11 protein-coding genes are annotated in these 20,136 nt (G+C 45.9%); 4 read left to right on the top strand and 7 right to left on the bottom strand.

What is annotated here, in order from left to right; all coding sequences use genetic code 11:
* Positions 1–72: 72 nt before the first annotated feature.
* Both CLV98_RS10495 and CLV98_RS10490 read right to left on the bottom strand, forming a co-directional pair.
* Positions 73–2,949, bottom strand: coding sequence for an outer membrane beta-barrel protein (locus CLV98_RS10495; RefSeq protein ID WP_109674267.1), 2,877 nt, complete (start codon positions 2,947–2,949; stop codon positions 73–75).
* A 141-nt stretch (positions 2,950–3,090) separates the two neighbouring features.
* On the bottom strand, positions 3,091–6,702 hold the full coding sequence (locus CLV98_RS10490; protein WP_109674266.1) for a PAS domain S-box protein: 3,612 nt from the start codon (positions 6,700–6,702) through the stop codon (positions 3,091–3,093).
* A gap of 79 nt (positions 6,703–6,781) precedes the next feature.
* Between CLV98_RS10490 and rsmA the strand changes: the two genes are divergently transcribed.
* Together rsmA and mgtE are read left to right on the top strand one after the other, a co-directional pair.
* A complete protein-coding gene (rsmA, locus tag CLV98_RS10485) occupies positions 6,782–7,594 on the top strand; it encodes a 16S rRNA (adenine(1518)-N(6)/adenine(1519)-N(6))-dimethyltransferase RsmA (RefSeq protein WP_109674265.1) in 813 nt (270 codons plus the stop codon).
* A 39-nt stretch (positions 7,595–7,633) separates the two neighbouring features.
* On the top strand, positions 7,634–8,986 hold the full coding sequence (gene mgtE / locus CLV98_RS10480; protein WP_109674264.1) for a magnesium transporter: 1,353 nt from the start codon (positions 7,634–7,636) through the stop codon (positions 8,984–8,986).
* 41 nt (positions 8,987–9,027) lie between these two features.
* Here the strand turns inward: mgtE and CLV98_RS10475 are convergent, their stop codons facing one another.
* Positions 9,028–10,452 carry an L-serine ammonia-lyase gene (locus CLV98_RS10475; RefSeq protein ID WP_109674263.1) on the bottom strand — a complete coding sequence of 475 codons (1,425 nt, stop codon included), beginning with the start codon at positions 10,450–10,452 and terminating at the stop codon, positions 9,028–9,030.
* A gap of 195 nt (positions 10,453–10,647) precedes the next feature.
* On the opposite strand from CLV98_RS10475, the gene dtd reads away from it, so the two are divergent.
* Both dtd and CLV98_RS10465 read left to right on the top strand, forming a co-directional pair.
* Entirely contained in the window at positions 10,648–11,100 is a 453-nt protein-coding gene (dtd, locus tag CLV98_RS10470) for a D-aminoacyl-tRNA deacylase (protein WP_109674262.1), read from the top strand.
* Between the two features lie 9 nt (positions 11,101–11,109).
* A complete protein-coding gene (locus CLV98_RS10465) occupies positions 11,110–11,436 on the top strand; it encodes a nucleotide pyrophosphohydrolase (RefSeq protein WP_109674261.1) in 327 nt (108 codons plus the stop codon).
* A gap of 64 nt (positions 11,437–11,500) precedes the next feature.
* Here the strand turns inward: CLV98_RS10465 and odhB are convergent, their stop codons facing one another.
* The 4 genes from odhB to CLV98_RS10445 all read right to left on the bottom strand — a co-directional run bounded on the left by odhB (position 11,501) and on the right by CLV98_RS10445 (position 20,135).
* Entirely contained in the window at positions 11,501–13,030 is a 1,530-nt protein-coding gene (odhB, locus tag CLV98_RS10460) for a 2-oxoglutarate dehydrogenase complex dihydrolipoyllysine-residue succinyltransferase (protein ID WP_109674260.1), read from the bottom strand.
* Positions 13,031–13,075: 45 nt separating this feature from the next.
* Positions 13,076–15,841, bottom strand: coding sequence for a 2-oxoglutarate dehydrogenase E1 component (locus CLV98_RS10455; protein ID WP_109674259.1), 2,766 nt, complete (start codon positions 15,839–15,841; stop codon positions 13,076–13,078).
* A 110-nt stretch (positions 15,842–15,951) separates the two neighbouring features.
* Positions 15,952–16,851 carry a PorP/SprF family type IX secretion system membrane protein gene (locus CLV98_RS10450; protein WP_109674258.1) on the bottom strand — a complete coding sequence of 300 codons (900 nt, stop codon included), beginning with the start codon at positions 16,849–16,851 and terminating at the stop codon, positions 15,952–15,954.
* A gap of 74 nt (positions 16,852–16,925) precedes the next feature.
* Positions 16,926–20,135, bottom strand: a complete 3,210-nt coding sequence (locus tag CLV98_RS10445) for a BamA/TamA family outer membrane protein (protein ID WP_109674257.1) — start codon at positions 20,133–20,135, stop codon at positions 16,926–16,928.
* Position 20,136 lies beyond the last annotated feature (1 nt).

Raw genomic sequence — 20,136 nt, 5'->3', positions numbered from 1 at the left:
TAGAAGTACATAAAAAAATCCCTACCCAATCATTTTAAAATGAATTGGGTAGGGATTTTTACTTATATGGGTTTAGAAACGGCCGCCCCCTCCCCTTCCCCCTTCGCCACGAGGCCCACCCATTCCTGGGAAGTCGCCACGACGGTCGTTCTCTCTAACGGGCATCTTTCCGAAGTTCCGTAAGGTATAGGTGAAGGTCAACATCGCATATTGGGTCAACACCGTGCTCGTTAAGTCTTGAATATAGGTTTCGGTAATGCTCCGGCTAATGCTGTTGTTCTGCTTGAGGATATCAAATACCGACAACTTTAACTCTCCAGCATTGTTCTTTAGGAATTTCTTACCAATACTAGCATTCCATAGGGTAAAGTTCTGATTATACCCTTCCCCAAGGCCTCGGTACGACTGGTTGTTGAAGTCGGTACGAAACACAAAGCCCTTTCCAAAAATCCAGTTAACCCCTCCTGTTATCCCTTGCGTGAAATAATTATTATTCAGAGTGGGCTGAATCGTATTTCGCACTACATTGTAGTTGGCAGAATAGGAAAGTGTAAAATCTAAATTCTCGCTGATATTACTGCTCACAACAAGCCCTTGGCTAGCGGCATAGGTATTAGAAAAGTTAGCAACATCGTTGACAAGTCCAGGAGAGCGGGTATAGTTAAAACCGGTGGTTAAATTAACATTGAGCTTGAGGGGAGCCACTGGCTTGCCGTAAGCAAAGAAAGACCGAGCATTCCAGCTTCCATCCAAATTGACCGGCGATGTCAGTTTGGATCCCTTCTCCAATACCAGCCCATTGGGCAATTCCGTGGCTTCGTTAGCAATAAAAGTCGAATTTACGATGGCGTTATTGGTTTGAGTCACGTATAGCATCGCATTAAAACTGAATGGGACATCGGCCCCAGCCTTAGAGTATCGCATACTTACCCGGTTGCTATATTCTTGTTTCAAATCGGGATTACCAGCCGTCAACGCTAAAGGATTGCTATTATTGACCACATTTTGCAACTGAGTGATAGATGGTTGGTTCGTAGAGCTCCTATAAAAGGCCCGAAATTGAGTCCCTGATTTGGATCGATAGGAAAGCATCGCATTGGGCAAAAGATTGGTGAAAGTTTGATCCACTTCTGTCTGGTAAGGGGCCAGCTGTTGGCTATACAAACCCGTATTCTGGAAATCTACTCCGACGTTGGCAAACCAACTTCCCATACGTAGGCGGTACCCTAGGCCAGCCCTGTTGGTAATATAGCGATTGTCAAAATTATTGGTGAGTAGCGTGTCTAAGTCCGTATATCCACCGCCATCGGGGGCCATGTTATAGGTATCTTTCATAGAATTGCTGTTGCTTAAGGTCAAGCCATAATTCAATTGCAATTGTCCATTTTCTCCTAGAGGCTCGGTGTAGTTCAAATTCCCTCCCAGTGTTAGCCCTTTCGAGTTGGTATGGTTCTGCTGATCGATGGTATCGCCAGGAGTTCTTGTATTATTGTAATATATGTTTTTAGAATACAGCTCATTATCCCCAGTTTTGTCATTCATACTGGTAGTCGCATTGAAAGAAAAGGTACGGCCGCGTTTTTCGAAAGAATGACGCCATAAAACACTATTTGAAAAGTTATAGCCCTTATTCAGACCATCACTAAGTATATCCGATGCATTGAGTTGGGTGCCATCGGCTAGGTCAGTGGTTCCAGCAGTGACACTACCCGACTCATTGTTTTGAAAGCTTAACGTGGGAGTAACTATCAAAGAGTTTTTATCGTTGATTTTATATTCTAACCGAAAATCAAGACGGTGATTCATATTTGTACTCGACGAGGTACTATTCTCGTTGTAAAACTGATTGTTAAGACCATCGTCTAGGAAATACTCCTGCTGTAGAACTTGCTTATTGGTGTTTCCGGTACGATTAAAAAAGTAACTGCCAGTCAGTTCCATTTTTGGCCCTAGTTTGTTGGAGTAGTTCAACCCATATGAATTGGTACCGGTAAGTCCGCTTTGGTTTCCAACAAGGAAGTTACTGCTTCCACCACCTCCTCCGCGTCCGCCTCGGCCACTACTCGATGAAGATGAAATACCCAGCAGATCTTGGCTAGAGAAATTCTGCATATTGATATTATTGCTAAGGCCTACGAGGGTAATACGCTGATCTTTGTTAAAATAACTCACGTTCCCCCCTGCCTGGTAACGGTCGTCGAGGCCATAGCCTGCATACACTTTCCCAAACTGGCCATTTCTCTTATCTACTTTCGTGACGATATTGATCGTCTTTTGCCCATTTCCATCATCAAACCCAGTAAACTGTGCTTGGTCGGTCAGCTTATCAAAGACTTCGATTTTGTCCACTATTTCGGCAGGAATAGTCTTCAGTGTGAGTGTGGCGTCTTCGCCAAAGAACGGCTTTCCGTCTACAAGTACCTTATTGACGGTTTCACCATGGGCGGTGACCGTGCCATTTACCACCGTGATTCCTGGCATTTTCTGAATCAAATCTTCAGTGCTAGCATCGGGATTGGTTTTAAAGGCGGCGGCATTGTATTGGGTAGTGTCGCCTTTTTGCTCCATGGCTGTTACCTGCCCTACCACCTGAACCTCTTTAAGGTTGGACGCCACTTCCTGAACCAAGATAGTACCCAACCGAAGCGATTCGTTTTTGAGGCGAATCACCCGGCTGACCTCCTGGTAACCCAAATAAGAAATTTTTAAGGTATAGCTACTAGATGCCGACAAATCAGACACTAGAAATTTCCCGTCCTTATCGGTAGTGACATATACTGGCTTGGCGCCTGTGGCTGCTCCGGTAACCGACACATAAGCCCCCACCACGACCGATTGGTCGGCGCTATCCTTCACCATTCCCGATACGGAGAGGTTATTGGATTGGGAAAGGGCAGGAAGAGCCGTGGCTAATAATAATAAAAGTAAAACAGATGTAAATGGTCTCATAGTTCGATCTGGAATAGTATGTGCTTTAGAGCCCACCGCAGCCCATAAGTTTAACCAGCTAGACTCCCTTTATATTGGGAATCGATCAATTGGGCATAACGCTCGACGAACTGACCCAGAACGACGATGAATTCATCTACCTTATTTGAGCCATTTTTTAAGCAAATCTGGATATTGACTGAGGAAAACCTTATAGGCTTCTTCGAGGGCGGGCAGGGCTTGAGGCAGACTACTCCTATCGTCTGACTTCAGCTTCCATTCGGCATCTCGGGCTATTTCGGCTACCTGAGATACCCCTACTGTACCGGCACTTCCCTTCAAAGTATGTAGGTGGCTTTTTACGGTAGCGATGTCGCCGGCGGCATAGGCGGTTAGGGACTCAGCGACCAGTTCGCCCGACTCCGCCACAAAATCTTCGAAGACAGAAAGCACCAAATCCTTCCCTCCAATATTACTCAGTTGATCGATAATCTCCTTATCCAAAACGGGTACCGCCGGAGCCTCCTGCACAGCAAGGGTCGACTTATCGGAACTAGACTGCCCTTTAAAGCCGATCAATTCTTTCACCTTTTGGATCAACAAATGTGCTCGAATGGGCTTCGCCAAATAATCGTCCATTCCTTGGCTGATAAATCGTTCCCTATCCTCTTTCATAGAATAGGCAGTCATGGCGACTATGGGCGGCAGCTCCGGAACCCTTTTCCTGATTTCCTTGGTGGCCTGCACTCCGTCCATATCGGGCATCTGAATATCCATAAATATCAAATCATACATACCCGATTGATCCAGATATTTGGCCTCTACTTTATCAATGGCACTGAATCCACTCTCTGCTAATACTACCTGACAGCCACTTTTCTTCAATATTTCCATGGCCACCTTTCTATTGACGGCATTATCGTCGACCAGCAATATGGTGGGGTTAGCCGCTAATAAAACATTTTCTATGGATTGGTTTTCGGTGCTTTCGTTATTTTCAACCAGCGCTCCGGTAGTCTCCTGGGCTTCGAAGGTAAACCAAAAGGTGCTTCCAACCCCGATGGCCGACTCCACCCCGATTTGTCCCTGCATCAATGCGGCTAGTTGTTTACTAATGGATAGCCCCAGGCCGGTACCACCGAACGACTTCTTTGAAGAGTTATCGAGCTGGGTGAAGGAGGTAAACAGTATTTGCCTATCGGTGGCACTAATACCAATCCCCGAATCATGAACTTCAACCTTCATTTTCACACGATCCTCTGACTTACTTACGAGGCTCAAATTGACCCGTACGGAACCTTTCTCTGTAAATTTCAAGGCATTAGAAGTCAGGTTCGACATGATCTGCAAGAGGCGCGTCTGGTCGGCAACCACAAAGGGAGGTACGTTGTCGGCAATATGATAGGTTAAAGTATTCCCCTTATTTTTGGCCGCTTGGCCAAACAAAGAGACCAGCTTCAATAATAACTCATTTACAGAAAGTGGGGCCTCATTCAATACCATCTTCCCTGCTTCTATCTTCGACAAATCGAGGATGTCGTTAAGGATATTCAGCAAGGTTTCCGAGGAGCGCTTAATTGTCATTACAAAATCGCGCTGCTCTTCATTGAGTGCCGACTCTCCCAACAGGTCAATCATCCCGATAATTCCATTCATGGGAGTTCTGATTTCATGGCTCATATTGGCCAAAAAGCCTTCTTTCACCTTCAAAGAATGCTCAGCCTGTTCTTTGGCTTTTAGGAGTTCTAGCTCATTGCGTTTGAGCTCGGTGATGTCCCTTGCCAGGATGGCCACTTCGGAAGTATGGCCTTTGTCATCGACAAACATCAGCATATTAATCATAAACTGTCTCTCTGTACCATCCTTCCGGTGCATAGAAATTTCGAAATTCCGAAGACTTTTGGTCCGACGGATCCTAAATAAGGCCGCTAAAATGAGCTTTTTGTCGGCAAAAAATTCTGTCAAGTGGTGCCCAATAACTTCTTCGGGCAGGTAGCCCAGCCGCTTCAGGATAGACTGACTGACCATGGTTATCTTCCCATCCCGGTCGATGCGACAATAGATGTCCTGTAGGTTCTCAAAAATCCCTCGGAAAAGCTCTTCACTATGCCTCAGCGATAGTTCGGCCTCTTTACGGCGGGTGATATCCCGCGCTATTCCAGACACCTCCTCTATCACCCCTTCGGCATAGCGGATGGGGTTCAAATAGAACTCTAGCCACATTTCTGGACCTTTGTTCTCATTGATTTTAAATTCAAAATATTGTGGCTCCCCCCTTAATGCCTGGCGATATTTACTCTCCAGGATCCTTCGGTTGGCATGGCCCACCATACGCCACCCAAATTTTTCGGGAGTAACCTGCAAGGTAGGCCGAATACCAATTTGTTTTTGGATAAGATCGGCATAATTACTGTTGAAAGAAGTAAGCTGCATGGACTTATTGACAGACCATATCAGGTGCGAACTACTATCGAAGATAGCATTTAGACGGGCCAAGTACCGACTCAGCTCCTCTTCACTTTGCTTTCGAGCGATAGCCAATGCCACCTGTCCTGAAATAAACTCGAGCAATTCCAAGTCCCTAGCACTAAACATTTTGGGATCGTCATAGGACTTCACCCCAATAATTCCCGTTACCCGATCCCCTATTCGTAGCGGTACGCATAGAAGCTGCTGGGGAGTTACCCCATACAGATACAGGCTGTTGGTCTTCGCTAGCTCTTCTATATCAGTATCTGAGAGGAACAAGGGCCTATTGGATGCTATAGCATATTCGGTAAGCCCATTCCCAAGCCTACGCCGGGTGAAACGTACATTTCCTTTAAAGTACTGATCTACATAATAGGGAAAGTATAAATAGCTTTTATTGGGGTCGTAGAGGGCAATAAAGAAATTTTTGACGTCAATTATTTTCCCAAGTTCGTCATGAATGGCATGATAGAAATCATAAAGGTTAGGGGTGTTAATGGTCCAATTGGCTATGCTGTAATATAGGTTTTGCGCCTTTTCCGCCCGTATTTTCTCCGTATAATCATTGAGTATACAGCGATAGGCTATAGGCTTCCCATTATCATAACGACAGTTAACGCTCCCTCTAACAAATATTTTTTTTCCCGCCTTACTCTGGAAGACGGCCTCAAAATTAGGGTTAGACTTCCCCTCACGAATATCTACTAACTGCAAGTTCACCTCATCGAGATGCTGCGGGTGAATAATGTCGGTCATCTGCATGGACGCTATCTCATCGACCCGATATCCCAGTACTTCCCTCCAGGCTTTATTTACAAAAATAAACTTCCCATCCATCGCCACGAGTTGTATCAGATCGCTGGTATTGTCTACCAGATCCTGCAATTGGGAGTTCGACTTGGTAATGGCCGATTCCATCCTAGTCCTTCTGGTGATATCGTCGCCTATAAGTGTGACTCCCAGCATGGTACCTCCGTCTGTCTGAATGAGCACCGAATTTATCGAAAAGGTCCTGACCGTACCTTTCTTGGCTAGAAATGGTATTTCTCGCTTTTCCAGTTTCCGTTTGCCCAAAAACCCCTCCTCCAACATCTGCCTTATTTCATCTTCATGGTCATGGGGCACGAGCTTGTCAAAAATACTTTTCCCTATTAACTCCTCTGGCTCCCATCCGGTTTTATTCAGGGTATGGGCACTCACCTGTTTGATCCGAAAATCGGGTGTTATCGTAATGCCTATCAGGTTTAGATGTTGTAAAGTGGCATGCATCGTTTGCCAATTGGTGTGTGATGATATCAATTCCATAAGTTCCGCGCATTCAGATTTTACAGGTACTTCATTTCATAATTCGCTAAATCTACGAATTAAGCCTTAATTTTGAATTGTGAAAACGAATTATAAAAAACAGAACGACGGGAAAGTTAGAGCCAAGAAGCATTTAGGCCAACATTTTCTAAAAGATAATCATATCGCCCAGCAGATTGTGGATGGGCTAACGAGCCATATGGGCTATAAACAGGTACTAGAAATAGGCCCTGGGATGGGAGTACTCACCAAATTATTACTTGAAAAGGATGCTTATCAGACTTATGTAATAGAAATTGACCGGGACTCCGTGGCGTATTTAAAACTACACCATCCCGAGCTTACGCCTAGAATATTGGAGGGCGATTTTCTTAAATACGACACATCGGAGGTATTACCAGAGCCCTTTGCCATCATAGGGAATCTTCCTTATAATATTTCTTCACAAATATTTTTTAGGGCCCTTCAGATCAAGGACCAAATCCCCGAGATCGTGTGTATGCTTCAAAAGGAAGTTGCCGTCCGTATCGCTTCTGGCCCGGGCAATAAGGACTATGGTATTTTGAGTGTACTGCTCCAAGCCTTTTACGACATCGACTACCTGGTATCGGTTCCCCCAGGGGCTTTCGACCCTCCTCCTAAGGTGCAGTCGGGGGTGATCAGGCTAAGACGCAACACCACCCAGCAACTCGACTGTGACGAGAAGCTCTTTTTTACGGTAGTTAAAACGGCCTTTAACCAGAGACGTAAGACCCTTAAAAACGCACTAAAGCCATTGGTAGACCTGCCCGACGATCCCTTGCTCACCCTGAGAGCGGAGCGTCTTTCGGTACAGGATTTTATTACACTTACCCAGATGGTCGACCAGGCTATGAAAACCGACGTCCCCTAAACACCCCCATAAGACTCAACACGCCTAACGCTATTCAATATGAATTTCGAACTAACCAAAGAATATGTAGAACATATAGAAGAACTAATTGAACTCAAAAACCGGGATGCTATACGTGCTGAACTGGAGGACTGGTATCCGGCCGATATCACCCAGCTGCTTATAGAACTAGAAACGGAGCCTGCAAAATACCTGATCACTCAGCTGGACACCCAACCGGCGGCAGAGATTCTCGCTGACCTCGATCCGAATGATAGAAAGGAATTCTTAAAGCATTTTACCTCCGAAGAAATCTCCCGTTATGTCAACGTTTTTGACTCTGACGATGCGGTAGATTTGCTCAACGAGCAACCTATTCGGATCAGAGAAGAGGTGATCGCACTATTAGAAGATCGGGAACAGGCCCGATTTATACTCGATCTGCTACATTACGATGAAGATGTAGCTGGTGGTTTAATGCAAAAAGAGCTTGTTAAAGCCAATGTAAATTGGAATGTTAACGAAACCATTGAGGAGCTTCGCCAGCAGGCCGAGGATGTGGGCAGGGTGTATACCGTATATGTGGTCGACGATTATGGCAAGCTACTGGGCACATTATCACTCAAGAAGATAGTATTGGCCCATAAAAACACCAAAATCGAAAGCTTATATGAAAAGGACGTCATTTATGTAGAAACCTACAGGCCTGCCGAAGAAGTAGCCGAACTGATGCAGCGCTACGACTTAGATGCCTTGCCGGTCGTAAACGTCCAGGGCAAATTATTGGGCCGTATCACCATCGATGACGTCGTCGATTTCATTACCGAACAAGCCAGCTCTGGAACCATGGCCATGGCGGGTATCACTGGCGAAGTGGAAGTAGACGATACCATATGGGAGCAAACCAAGGCTCGCCTTCCATGGCTGTTAGTGGGTATGATGGGCGGAATATTGGCTGCCAAATTTATCAGCTTCTTCGAAGGAGACCTCAAAATGGTCCCGGCTATGGCCGCTTTTATTCCCATCATTGGGTCGACGGGCGGGAATGTGGGCATCCAAACCTCCTCGATCATCCTGCAAAGCCTCGCCGAAAAGTCAGGGATGGACGACTCCCTTACCCAACGGCTTATTAGGATGTTTGCTGTGGCCTTTATCAATGGTATTATTATAAGTTGTATCGTTTTCGGCTTTAACCTGCTGATAGGAAACGAAATAAAACTGGCTATCGTAGTGTCTACAGCCCTTTTATCCGTGGTATTTCTGGCCTCCTTTATGGGAACTATTACGCCTATTTTTTTAAACAAAGTAGGCATTAACCCGGCGGTAGCATCGGGTCCATTTATAACCACCGCCAACGACCTGATAGGCTATGGAGTTTACTTTGGGATTGCCCATGTACTATTGCAACTGTAGTAGTAGACGTATCCATCGTTGAAGGGATGGGTATCGGACTATTAGCAATCGCTAAGACTAATTGGAATTCGGAGGGCTAATCCCCCTTCCGAAGTTTCCTTATACCGATTACTCATGTCCTGGGCCGTTTCCCACATCGTTTGTACCACAATGTCGAGGGAGACTTTCGCCGCCCCAGGCTCACTTTGCAGCGCCAATTGGCTGGCAGTAATAGCCTTTATAGCTCCCATGGTGTTGCGTTCTATACAAGGGATTTGGACTAAGCCTCCAATGGGGTCACAAGTAAGCCCCAGATGATGTTCCATGGCTATCTCGGCAGCCATCATACATTGCTCTACAGAGCCTCCCAGCACCTGCGTCAACCCTGACGCCGCCATGGCCGAGGACACGCCGATTTCGGCTTGGCAGCCACCCATGGCCGCCGATATGGTGGCTCCTTTTTTAAAAATACTGCCAATCTCACCCGCAACGAGCAAAAACCGAACGATCGATTCCTCATCACCATCACAAAATAGTAAATAATACTGCAGTACCGCAGGAATAACCCCCGCCGCACCATTGGTTGGAGCCGTTACCACCCTACTAAAAGAGGCGTTTTCTTCGTTTACGGCCAAGGCAAAGCAACTAACCCAATCGAGGGTATACTTAAACCCTGTACCCTGCCGCCGAATGGCTTTTACCCAATCGTCATAAGGCAAGGGTTCGCTCGTACCCAACAACTTGGCACTCAACGCAGCGGCTCTCCTCGTTACCTTTAAGCCCCCAGGCAGAATTCCTTTTCGCTGACAGCCCGAATAGATACTTTCGGCCATGATCTGCCAAATATGCAATAATCCCTCCCTCACTTCACTTTCCGACCGCCAAGTAAGCTCATTGGCCAATACCAATTCCCAAATCGACAAATTGGACTCCCGACAACCTTCCAACAGATCGTCCCCTTTATTAACCTTAAAAGGAAGAGGATGATCGGGCGTGGTAATAATCTCTTCGTGCTCCTGAATAACAAAACCACCGCCTACCGAATAATATACCTTTTCAATCGTAAGCCCATCGACTAACTCCACCTTAAAGCGGAGGGCATTCGGATGAAAAGCCAGCGATTCTTTATAAAGGAATAAGATATCTTTTTTGATGGTAAAAGGAATAGGATGTAGGCCTAAAAGGCTTATCTCACCCTGCTGCGCAATATCCGAGAGAATACCGGTAATGGCATTACAGTCTATGCTTATGGGATCATACCCGGCCAATCCGAGCACCAGGGCCTTGTCGGTACCATGTCCAATGCCCGTCTTGGCTAAGGATCCATATAAGTGCACCTGCAACGCCTTCACTCGAGCTAACCCGTGCAGGTGCTCCAACTCCTCCAGAAACTTTTGGGCGGCACGCCATGGCCCCAATGTATGGGAACTGGAGGGTCCAACACCAATTTTAAAAATATCAAACACAGAAATTTGTTCGTCTGTCATCACTAAAGGAGTTATTCGATGTTGCATCAGTAACACGATGCAATATACTACAATTCCGGGATCAGGCAGCGAGCCCTATAGTGGAGGGTCTGCAAGGATAGGAAACCCTACTTCAATCAAAAAAATGCATTCAGGTGTTCCCCTGCTCCGTGGTTTTCTTAGATTTGTCTAAAACTCAAAGAATAGCCTTTAAATATGATTGCATTGATCCAACGGGTGCGCCACGCTTCGGTGAGCATCGACGGTAAAGTAGAGAGTCAGATAGGTCATGGCTTATTAATACTCCTAGGAGTAAGCCAAGCCGATAGCCAAGAAGATGTAGAATGGCTCAGTAGAAAGATTATCGGCTTGCGTATTTTTAATGATCCAGAAGGAAAAATGAATTTGAACCTGGCCTCTATAGCGGGTGAGATCCTTCTGATCAGCCAGTTTACCCTACATGCCAGTACCAAAAAAGGCAATAGGCCTTCTTTTACCGAGGCCGCGCGGCCCGAAGTGGCCATCCCCCTCTATGAAAGTATGAAAAGGCAATTGAGCCAGGAACTAGGAAAACCCATTGCCTGTGGTCAGTTTGGCGCCGACATGCAAGTGTCACTGCTTAATGACGGTCCCGTGACCATACATATTGATTCCAAAAACAAAATTTAAATATAAACCATGACCATTCAACAAGCGCAGTCGGATGTGGACGACTGGATAAAAAAATATGGGGTTCGCTACTTTTCAGAGCTTACTAATATGGCCATCCTTACTGAAGAAGTGGGTGAGCTAGCCCGTATTATGTCGAGAACCTATGGAGATCAGTCCTTCAAAAAAACGGATCTGGCCAAAGACTTAGGGGACGAAATGGCGGATGTATTATGGGTATTAATCTGCCTAGCCAACCAAACGGGGATAGACCTCACCGAGGCTTTCGAAAAAAACATGGCAAAAAAAACGGCCCGAGACAAGGACCGCCATAAGGAGAATGACAAACTAAAATAGGAGTTTACTAGCGGTCCTATTGAAAAGAGAGGCTGCCCTTTTGGGACAGCCTCCTTTATAATTCTTACATATCCAATAATAAACGCATTGGATCTTCGAGCAGTTGCTTCACTCGTACCAGGAAGCTAACCGAATCTTTACCATCGATGATACGGTGGTCATAAGACAAGGCCAGATACATAATAGGTCGAACTACTATCTCTCCATTCACGACCACGGCACGCTCCACAATATTGTGCATGCCCAAAATAGCCGATTGAGGGGCGTTGATAATAGGGGTTGACAACATAGAGCCAAACGTACCACCATTGGTAATGGTGAAGGTACCACCCGACATTTCGTCTAAGCCCAATTTACCATCTCGCGCACGTACTGCAAGGCGAACAATTTCCTTCTCTATTCCCGCAAAGGATAGAGTTTCAGCATTCCTAATCACCGGAACGACCAACCCTCGAGGCGTAGAGACTGCCACTGAAATATCTGCAAAATCGTTGTATATCAACTCATCACCATCCATGTAGGCATTGATGACCGGGAAGTCTTGCAAGGCTACAGAAACTGCCTTTACAAAGAAGGACATAAACCCTAGGCCGACTTCGTGTTTCTCTTTGAATTTCTCTTTGAACTTGCCTCTCATGTCCATCACAGGCTTCATGTCCACCTCGTTAAAGGTGGTAAGCATGGCGGTTTCGCTCTTCACAGCCACGAGACGACGTGCAATCGTTTTCCGAAGCGACGACATTTTTTCGCGACGTTGGCCACGCTCACCCGCAACAGCCTTAGGGGCAGGAGCAGGAGCTGCCTTAGGTGCGGGAGCCGCCGGTGCAGGCTTACTTCCAGCCTTCAGGGCATCTTCCTTCGTCACTCTTCCACCTGGTCCTGAACCATTAACGTCTTTAGGATCGATCCCCTTTTCAGCCAAAATTTTGGCAGCAACGGGCGATGTATGCTTATCAGAGAAGCCCTTGTCGGCCGCAGGCGCAGACTGGCCACCCGCTGGAGCTTCGGCTTTAGAAGCCGCAACGGCACCGCCGGCACCTTGCTCTATCACGCAGATAACCGCCCCTATTTCGAGGGTATCTCCTTCGTTGCCCACAATTCGTAGGACTCCAGAAGCCTCGGATGGCAACTCAAAGGTCGCTTTGTCGGACTCTAACTCACATAATATTTCATCGACCTCCACTTGGTCTCCATCTTTTTTGTTCCAGGAAGCTATGGTCACCTCAGTGATAGATTCACCAACGGCCGGAACTTTCATTTCGATGGATTTAACTTCAGCGGGAGCAGCGGCAGCTGACGCAGCAGGCTGAGTCTCTGCACTTGGAGCAGCCTCTTTGGCGGGTTCCGCCGATTCACCCGATTTGTCGATCGTGGCTATCAGTTCACCAATGCCAAGGGTATCGCCCTCTTGTGCTTTTATATGCAATATACCTTCCGCTTCAGCGGTAAGTTCAAAAGTAGCCTTGTCAGAATCCAAGCCACAAATCACCTCATCCAACTTCACAAAATCACCGTCGTTCTTGAACCAATTTCCTATGGTTACCTCAGTAATAGACTCGCCAACGGGCGGTACTTTTATTTCAATTTCAGCCATTTTTACGCGATCTCGTTATCGTAGTAAGTGTCCTAAATATATAAATTAAGCTTCGAAAGCCTTTCTAATAATTTCTGCCTGCTCTTTGGCATGGATTTTTGAGAACCCTGTCGACGGAGAAGCACTGGATTCCCGAGCTACTACCTGTAGCGGTTCGGGACCTACGTACATCCGCAACATAAACGTCCATCCACCCATGTTGAATGGTTCCTCTTGTACCCAGTACAGCTTAGCATTCTTATATTTACTAAGATGTGCATCTATTTGTTTCTGCGGAAACGGGTGCATCTGCTCTAGTCGTATGATCGCCACATCGTCGCGCTTATCGGCTTGTTGCTTTTGGTATAGCTCATAGTGTAGCTTCCCAGTACACAATAACACCCTGGTTACCTTGGCCGGATCGGCATAGTCGTCACCAATCGTTTCTTGAAAACGACCATTCACCAATTCATCCATAGACGACATGCACAAGGGATGACGTAACATCGATTTCGGAGACATCACCACCAACGGTTTCCTGAAGGGGAAATGGAGCTGCCTGCGCAGAAGATGGAAAAAGTTGGCCGGAGTCGTAACATTGGCCACTATCAAATTATAGTTGGCACAAAGCTGCAGATACCGCTCAGGTCGGGCATTGGAATGCTCGGGTCCCTGGCCTTCATATCCGTGAGGTAATAGCATCACCAGGCCTGTCCAACGGTCCCATTTGGTTTCGCTAGAAGTAACGAACTGGTCGATAATTACCTGGGTACCATTAGCAAAGTCACCAAACTGAGCTTCCCAAATTACCAGGGCATTGGGGTTAGCCATTGAATATCCAAATTCAAATCCCAACACACCATATTCCGACAATAAGGAATTATAGATCATAAAACGACCTTGGTCCTCCTGAATATGGCTTAAGCTATTATAAGCTTCATTGGACTCTACATCCTTCAAGACGGCATGCCGATGGGAGAAAGTACCTCTCTGCACATCCTGTCCACTCAGTCGGACGATATTGCCCTCGGTAAGGATCGACCCATAAGCGAGCAATTCGGCGGTTGCCCAATTGACCATCTTTTTCTTAAAGATCATCTGATCCCTATCCTTCAAAAGCTTATCGATCTGTTTCAATCGATTAAAGCCTTGAGGGGTTTTGGTAAGGGCCTTACCAATTTTTTCTAACACCTCTAGGGGCACCCCTGTCTCTGGCGACAGCTCAAAATCTTCGGGCTGGGCCTTCCTAAGGGTATGCCACTCCTGTTCCAGTTTGGGTAAAGTATAGGGTAGTGCTTTTTGCTTCACCATATCCAAGCGTTCTTGCAATAACTGCTTGAACTCCTTATCCATTTTACTGGCAATTTTGGCGTCAACATCTCCACGTTCAGCCAGGGTTTTCTGGTAAATCTCCCGGGGATTCTGATGCCCATCGATGGCTTTGTATAATACCGGCTGAGTAAACTTAGGCTCATCGGCTTCATTATGGCCATGGCGGCGGTAGCACACCATGTCGATAAATATGTCTTTGTTGAATTTCTGGCGGTACTCTACAGCCAGTCGCATACAGAATACCACGGCTTCGGGATCGTCTCCATTAACGTGCAACACGGGAGCATCCACAATCTTCGCTATGTCGGTACAATAGATACTCGACCGGGCGTCACTAAAATCGGTGGTAAAACCAACCTGATTATTAATGACGAAGTGAATGGTTCCACCAGTATAGTACCCCTTAAGAGCCGACATTTGAGTCACCTCGTAAACGATACCTTGTCCGGCAACGGCCGCATCACCATGTATCAAAATAGGCAACACCCTATCATAATCACTGTCGTACATTCCATCAGCACGTGCTCGGATATACCCTTCGACAACGGGATTAACCGCTTCTAAGTGAGAAGGGTTAGGGGCCAGCTTAAGATGAACTTTATGACCTTCGGGAGTAGTAACCTGGCTATCGAAACCCATATGGTATTTCACGTCGCCGTCACCCCATACCTGATCGGGCATGTTTCCTTCAAACTCATTAAAGATCTGCCCATAGGTCTTTTGCATGATATTGGCCAGCACATTTAACCGTCCACGGTGTGCCATCCCAATCATCACCTCAACGACTCCCATTTTTGCGGCAGTGCTTATCAAGGCATCTAAAGCAGGGATGGTCGTTTCCCCACCTTCTAGGGAGAAACGCTTTTGACCTAAATATTTGGTATGCAAGAAGTTTTCGAAAACAACCGCCTCGTTAAGCTTTGAAAGGATATGCTTTTTCTCATCTATAGAGAAATTCATATCTAGCGCTTCCTTTTCTATTTTCCTTCTTAACCAACCTTTTTGCTCCCGATCACGAATGTATAAATACTCGAAACCAATATTTTTGGTATAAATAATAGTTAAAGAATCGACAATTTCTCTTAAAGTAGCAGGACGGCCAAAGACCTCTATCCCCGCTTCAAACACAGTATCCAGGTCCTTCTCCTCCAAATTAAAGTCTGCAATGTCCAACTGAGGCTTGCGGTCTTTACGTTTTTGGATGGGGTTGGTGGTCGCCAACAAATGGCCTCGTGACCTAAAACCACGAATGAGATGGACCACTTCCATTTCCTTTCTGGTTTGGGTAGAATCCACCTTCCCTCCTCCCGCAGGTTCTGCTCCATTTGGAGAGCCATTGACGGGAAGAGTGGCTGTGTCTGAGAATTTCTGAGAAAACTCAAAACCTTCAAAAAATTTCTGCCAGCCCGCATCTACAGAAGCGGGATCTTGCTTATAGGAATTATATAAATTCTCAATGTAAGCGCCTTCGGAATTTGCTATATACGTGTATTTATCCATCACAAATGTGATTATTGCTTTTGACCGACAAAGTTAAGAGAGTTATGCTTACAACGAACAAAAAATCTCCATTTTACCGCCCTAAAACTAACTTTCGTTTAATGTTTACTTTAAAATTTCTGAAACCCTACCGGTGAGGGTATAAACTTAAGCATCAACTCATGTATTCCTTGTGGCCCTTGGGTGTTGTACAGGCTTTGTTCGGTTTGTCGGGTACTAAAAAAATACCCAAACCGTACGTTCCTGCCGACCTGTAGTTCTGCAGACAGCTGAAGATAATCTACAGGTTGATCTGCAAACTGGGATTTTCCTCCCACCCTGTAAGAAGCGCCGACCCCTATCTTTTCATGAACCCATAGTTTAGCACCAAAATCGACCCGTAAGGAATATTGCTTTTCCTGAACGACCATGGCGTAGGGAAGTAACAGGAGGTCCTCAGCCAGGTCGTAGCTCCCACCAGCCTTAATGTACAAAGGCCTCCTATAAAAAAATGCCACCCGTTGGTTGCCAAAGTTCTGATTTAACAACTCAGGTTTGGAGATACCCAGATAAAAATTATTCGAAAACAATCGTGCCCCAACACCAAAGCTCCCTAAGGCGCGGTTGTTGCCACTGGCGCCAATATCTACGATTGGCAGCACGTTGATCCCCCCTTGCCCTCCTAAGGAAAGCTTCCAAATATCCGACATGTCCAAATGATAGGCCACAGAGCCATAAACGCCCGTAGTAGTAAAATAGCTGGTTTGATCGTTTAGGGCCTGAAATCCAATACCCCAACGCCCATTGCTCGTCAGGCCGTCGGCGGCGAAGGTCTGGCTAGATGGCGAATTCCGAATCGTAAACCATTTCCTTCGGAATAAGGCCGTCATATTAAAATCGCCTCGGGCACCGGTAAAAGCCGGGTTAATCGCCATGGGATTCTGGAGATACTGCTCATACATTACTTCCCTTTGAGCCGAGACTTCACTCAGGGATAGAGCCAACAAAAGTACCCCTAAAATTTTCCTCATAACTTCTGGTAAACCAATATGAATGTACAAAGGTGACGAATAAAGGGAGGCAAGCCCCCCAAAACAATAATAGATTAAAAATCGTAACCTAAGGTCACATAAGGTATTGGCTTGTTCGTATAGCCGTTGTCTACCCCCCAGGCATAATCTAGTTTTACATAAAAACCGAATAAGGTAGAACGGGCCCCTAATCCATACCCCATCAAGTACGGATTATTAAAGTCCGTTACCGTAGCCCTAAAGGGATCTCCATCGACGCCGATAATCTGCGTGTTTAAGTTGTTGTTCTCGCTAAAGGGTCCTTTGCCCGTCCAGGCCGTACCAATATCTCCAAAGCCAATAATTTGGAAGTTTCGTAGGAAGCTGGAGGTAATGGAGCCCCTGTAGAGATACTTAATCAGAGGAATGCGTAATTCGGCATTCAGGAGCATGTAACTGGTTCCAGAGAGTTTATTAAGATTAAAACCTCTCAAATTAGTAGCAAAATCGGCAAAGAAGATATCTCTGTTGTCGATGGTAGGACCAAAATTAAGGGGGTCGTTGGTGGCGCGACTGTCCTGACGGTTAGAGATCCAGTTTTCCATCCCCCCCAATATGCTCTGCTTTGGAGCCTTGCCTGCCGAATGGCTGGCCGCGGCACGGATAGCAAATATGATGTCTCTATGCACCTTTTGATAATGCCTGAAATCTAGACTTATTCTGTTAAAGCTTTCATTGCTATTGGTTAGTCCCAGCTGGTTGTCATAGCGGATTTTGAAGCGGGTCCCCTCCAACATATTGACGCCCCGTACACGGGTGTTGTCAAATACATATTCGGTGCGAACGCCACCATAACTAGAAGCAAGGTCGGGATTAGCCAAGATATATACATCGATCATTCGAGTCGAAGAATACATAGGGGATACGGTCAGGCGACTGCTCTCGGAGAATGGGTAAGAGAAAGAAAGCATCACTTGGTTAAACTTATATTTCTGAGGGGAGCCTTCCGCTTCCATATATAGGCTTTTCCGATCGACCCTTAGGCCAAAATCAATCCTATTGGTATTGTTCCAATACTCGGCATACAAATCTAAATTCTTAAAAGTAGAATTAACAAAAAGCCCAGCCTTGATCACGTGATTCTCTAACAGGTCGTTCATGGCTATATTTTGGGAATACCCAAATCCACGGATAGGATCTATTCGCCAATCGGAGTTGGTGTCGTTATTAATAAAGAGTCCCTTATAAGGATATGGGCCTTTGATGGCGATATTTTCCCTTACCGGCCTGCTTCTGGGCAAGCTTGAAGGCACATTGGCGAAGGTGCCCCTGCGTGAACGGCTCTCAAAATTCTTGAGTACATCCTCATCGAACTCATAATGGTCGGTATCCACCTCTCCATCACGGAGTACTAAGGTTTCCTTTTCGGGAGCCACGGCCACGCTATCCTTATTAACCCCTTCCGACGCTACTGGCTTGGCTGCTTCTACTTCAGCAGACTGGTATAGCGAAGGCGAATCCAGGCTAGTATTCAAATTGAAATTATTTTGATAGGCCACCTGATAGTTGCCCTCATATAAATAAGTATAGGCCAAGGCCCCCGTTCCGGTAGCCAAAACATCGGCCGAGCGAATACCAAAAATATAATTGGTCAACTGGGTCGATCTTGAACCTACCCGGTCGAACCTGTATAAATTACTGATCCCTTTTATATTGGACAAATACACTACTTGTTGCGCATCGGCATAGACGGGTTGAACTTTGGCTTGGTTCGAGCCTTCTAATAATAAGGGAATTGAACTGGATCGAGGGGACCCATCATGTTCAAATATGGACAGATAAGGGCTTATCTGCTTAAAGGTCCCCTTGCCCACCACCAGTGAATCGGTAGGCCGATTGCTGGCAAAGACGATCTTACGAGAAGAGCCATTCACAAACCTAGGGGATAGGTCATCAAAGATATCGTTGGTCAATGGTAAAGCTGAAGCCCTGGCTATACTCACCAAAAATACGTCGTTCTGCCCACCCTTGTCGGCACTTACGGCCAGCATGGTACCATCCTGGGAGATATCCATTTCATTGATTTGATCCAACCCCCGCAAATTCCTTTTAAGCTTAATTCTTAATTTCCGGCTATCGATATTTTCGTAGACATACAGATTATTCCGATCATTTTCTTTGGCCATAATGGCCAACAAGTTCTTCTTTGTCCACCCTATCAAAGGTGCTTGAACACTATTCCTTGCACCCACCGCATCGGCTTTGCCCTGGCGAATTATTTTTTTCTTTTTGGTCTCATTATCTACAATACTTACCCGATAACGGCCATTTTTAACTTCACTAATAGCCGTCCATTTATTGTCCAATGATACCTTCGCCTCAATCTCCTGACTGGACTGCCCGAAATCATCTAGCTTCATTGCCCAAGTCGGATTGGGTTTTACGTAGCCAGCCTCTGCTATTTTATTTTTTTGCACGTAATAATCTTTCCAATCTCTTAAGAAACGGTTGTAAGAGGGCGTCCCCAGGGTACTGGAAATACTAGACTGTTCGTTGCGAATGATACGTGTCAGATTGAGAATATCCGATATTTTCTCTTTACCATATCGTTCTACTACATAGTTCCAAATAGACTGGCCGATAAGTGTCGCATCCTTCCCCGTCATGAGGGTAGGTTTTCTAACCTTACGGTTCAAGAAGAAATCGCGCATATAGTCGCTAAGTTCTGGCGACCAACCTTCGGAAATATAAGCGGCGGTACCGGACATAAACCATTCGGGGACCGTAAGCAAAAGAGAGTTCTGCAGCGCTTCCCGCATATTCCCTCCATATAACATATCGTACACGAAGAGGAGGCTAATATCGTTGATCAGCTTATTCTTAAACCCTGCCTGATCGCCGGTATAGGCTACTTCAATGCGAGACTGGGCCAGGTCGAGCTTATTATCGTCCAGATTGCCCTCCGTGGACAAGCCCATATTGCTCTGTTCTAGCTCAGCAGGAGAATTATAAAGGAATATTTTAACTCGGTTGTAGGGAGTCCAACCCAGCAAGTCGGTAATTCGGTCAAACTCCGTTTCGGCATGCTGAGCGGTAAGTTTGGCCAATTCAGTTCCACCTTGATGGTGGTAAATTTCGAAGTTTGTGGTCCGGAATACTTTCCAGTTAAACTTTTTGTATTGAATCCTATTCTTACCAAACGTTTCCTGAGACGGGTAACGTTGAGCGTAAACATTCGTAAATAGGCCGATAAGGAGCCCCAGGTGTATTAATAGGATCCTTCTAAATATAGATATCTTATGCATA

The organism is Dyadobacter jejuensis, assembly GCF_003149085.1.
Lineage (GTDB): Bacteria > Bacteroidota > Bacteroidia > Cytophagales > Spirosomataceae > Dyadobacter > Dyadobacter jejuensis.
This window is presented reverse-complemented; position numbering and strand designations above follow the sequence as displayed.